Raw genomic sequence first — 3,149 nt, forward strand, 5'->3', positions numbered from 1 at the left:
GATGGACGACGCCGCGACGGCACGTGCCAGCCCTTCGTCGTTGAAGCCCCAGAGGTCTTCGAGGCTGCCGCCGCCGCGCGCCACGATCAAAACGTCGGGCTGGCGGATAGGTCCGTCCCAAGTCAGCGCGTTGAAGCCGTTGACGGCCGCGGTGACTTCCTTGGCCGTCGTCTCGCCTTGGACCCGCACCGGCCAGACCAGCACATGGAGCGGAAACCGGTCCTTGATGCGATGAATGATGTCGCGGATCACCGAGCCCGTCGGCGAGGTGACGACGCCGATGACCTTGGGCATGAAGGGCAGCCGTCGCTTGCGGCCGGCGTCGAACAGGCCTTCGGCCTGCAGCCGGCGCTTGCGCTCTTCGAGCAGCGCCATCAGCGCGCCGGCGCCGGCCGGCTCAAGATTGTCGATGACGATCTGGTAGTTGGATTTGCCGGGATAGGTCGTCAGCCGGCCGCTGGCGATCACCTCCATGCCTTCCTCGGGGCGGAATTTCAGCCGCGCCATGGTGGTCTTCCAGACCACGGCATCGATCCGCGCCCGGTCGTCCTTCAGCGCGAAATAGGCGTGGCCGGACGAATGCGGGCCGCGATAGCCGGAAATCTCGCCGCGCACCCGCACATTACCGAAGGCGTCCTCGACAGTGCGCTTCAGCGCGCCGGAAATCTCGCTCACCGTGTATTCGGTGGCGTTGCTGCGTGATTCGGTTGCTGTTTCATTCATCGCCGGATTGGGGAACGCTTATCGGCTCGCGTCAAGCCGGGAGAACCCCTGCTAATATTATAACGTGATTTTAAGCCCGATTTGCTTTCACTGACGGCACAAGAGCCGGCCAGGAAACGCGATGAGCGCACGCCACGACAGCAGCCCGTTGACGCACCAGGTCACGTTGACCGTGCTGACGCTTGCCGCTTTCGCGTTGGCGATTGTCGTCGACTTCGGCTTCTACGCCGCCAATCAGGCCGACGAGGCTTCACTCGAACGGCAGAAGATTTTCATCGCCGATGGGCTGAACGACCAGATTGCCGCGGTCCAGCGCGAGCAGGAAAGCGTGACGGTCTGGGATGACTCGGTAACCAATGTGAGGGCGGGCAATCAGGCCTGGATCGAGGAAAACCTCAGCACCTGGATGTACAGCTACTACGGCCACAACCGGGTCTACATCCTTGACGCCGCCAACCATGCGATCCACGCCATGCGGGAAGGCAAAGTCGTTGCGGCGTCGGCTTTCGGCGAGGACGAGCCGGAATTGCGGCCGACCATCGACAAGCTGCGCCACATGTTGGGTGAGCCGCTGAAGGCCGACGCCTCCGGCCAGCCGGCCAAGATGGTCGCGCAGGATCTCGTCTCGCTCCAGGGAAAGCCCGCTATTTTGAGCGTCATGCCGCTGGTGCCGAGCTCGGATCGCGTCAGCCAGGCGCCTGGCACGGAATATCTGCATATCTCCGCCGAGTTCATCAACGATGCCGTCATCGGCAAGATCGCGGCAAAATACCTGCTCGATGGCGCGCGCCTGGTGCCGTTGTCCGAGCCGGTTGGCCCGGCCGCCGTGCCGCTGGTCGATTCGCGTGGTGTTATCCTCGGCTATATCGGCTGGGACCAGTTGCGGCCCGGCCTTACCTTGGTGCGCAAGATCGCTCCGGCCTTGGCGATCGCGCTGCTCGTGGCGGGCGGCGTTCTGGTGTTCCTGCTGCGCCGATTGCGTCGCGCCTCAGCCGCGCTGCAGACCAGCCAGGACCAGGCGCAATATCTCGCCTTCCACGACACGCTCACCGGCCTGCCTAACCGGGCGCTGTTCGAGGACCGGTTGCGGCGCATGCTGCTCTTCGCCGGCCAGGACGGAACGCACGTTGCGCTGCTTTACCTCGACCTCGATCGCTTCAAGCACATCAACGACACGCTCGGCCATCCGGCCGGCGACGAGCTCGTGCGCCAGACGGCGGCGCGGCTCAAGCATACGATCCGCGAAGCCGATACTGTCGCGCGGCTCGGCGGCGACGAGTTCGCTGTGATCCTGCTCGACATTCCCGACGCCGGAAGCGTCGAAGATATCGCCGAAAGGCTGCTTATGAAGCTGCGTGAGCCGTTCAGGCTCATTGGCGACCAGGTCTTCGTCGGCGCGAGCATCGGCATCGCGCTCTCGTCCGGACCGGATACGGATGCCGACGACCTGCTGCGCAAGGCCGACATCGCGCTTTACGAGGCCAAGAAGAACGGTCGCGGCCGCTACGAGGTGTTCGCCGGCGACATGGACGATCTCTTGTTGCGCAAGCGCAAGGTCGAGTCGGAACTCCGCAAGGCGCTGGACGGCGACGGCGGCATAAAGCTCGCCTATCAGCCGGTTTTCGCGGCCGACGGCCGCCGGATTCTCGGGGCCGAAGCGCTGATCCGCTGGGGGCATGAGGTGCACGGCGCGTTGCCCGCGGCGCAGTTCATCGCGATTGCCGAAGAGCGCGGCCTCATCGGCGAGCTCGGCAAATGGGCGCTGAGCGAAGCGTGCCGCTTTGCCGCCGGGACCGAACTTCCCTGGATCGCCGTCAACATCTCGCCGATGCAACTGCGCGATGCCGGCTTTGCCGAACAGATCGCCGGCATCCTGAAGGAAACCGGACTCGACCCGTCCCGCCTGCAGCTCGAGACCACCGAGGGGGTGCTGCTCGAGCACAACGACGCGATCGGCGCCGTGATTGCCGCGCTCCGCCAGTCCGGCGTGCGCATCGTGCTCGACGATTTCGGCGCAGGCTACTCTTCCCTCAGCTATCTGCGCCGCCAGGCGATCGACAAGTTGAAGATCGACCGTTCCTTCGTGCGTCTGCTCGACGAGGACGAAAGCGCCCGCGCAATCGCCAAGACGCTGATCGAGCTGGCGCTGGCCCTGAAGGTCGAGGTGACTGCTGAAGGCGTCGAGACCGACGCGCAGAAGGCCTTGCTGGTCGGCATGGGTTGTCTCCAGATGCAGGGCTATCTGCTGTCGCCGCCGTTGGAGCCCGGCCAGTTGCTTGCGCTGCCGGGTGTTTCGTCAGCCGGCCCGGAGCGTTCCGTCGCTCGGGCCTAGAGCAGTTCGTCGTTTCACGGAAACGGCGAACCGCTCTATCTCTTTGTCTGGACGCAATTCCTGACGAAAAACCGCTTCACACTTTTCCTGGAAT

At 64.4% G+C, this 3,149-nt stretch carries 2 protein-coding genes; one reads left to right on the forward strand and one right to left on the reverse strand.

Annotated features, from left to right (window positions below; genetic code table 11):
• Positions 1-723: exodeoxyribonuclease VII large subunit (xseA, locus tag EOA28_RS30490; protein WP_128315603.1), on the reverse strand; the 723-nt coding region annotated here is incomplete at its 3' end.
• A gap of 121 nt (positions 724-844) precedes the next feature.
• Between xseA and EOA28_RS30495 the strand changes: the two genes are divergently transcribed.
• On the forward strand, positions 845-3,055 hold the full coding sequence (locus tag EOA28_RS30495) for an EAL domain-containing protein (RefSeq protein ID WP_127250086.1): 2,211 nt from the start codon (positions 845-847) through the stop codon (positions 3,053-3,055).
• The last annotated feature ends 94 nt before the right edge of the window (positions 3,056-3,149 follow it).

The organism is Mesorhizobium sp. M2A.F.Ca.ET.067.02.1.1, from assembly GCF_004023285.1.
Taxonomy (GTDB): domain Bacteria; phylum Pseudomonadota; class Alphaproteobacteria; order Rhizobiales; family Rhizobiaceae; genus Mesorhizobium.

Bases quoted from the DNA above. Each gene is read 5' to 3' on its own strand.
- EOA28_RS30495 (WP_127250086.1), top strand. From the start codon at position 845: ATGAGCGCACGCCACGACAGCAGCCCGTTGACGCACCAGGTCACGTTG.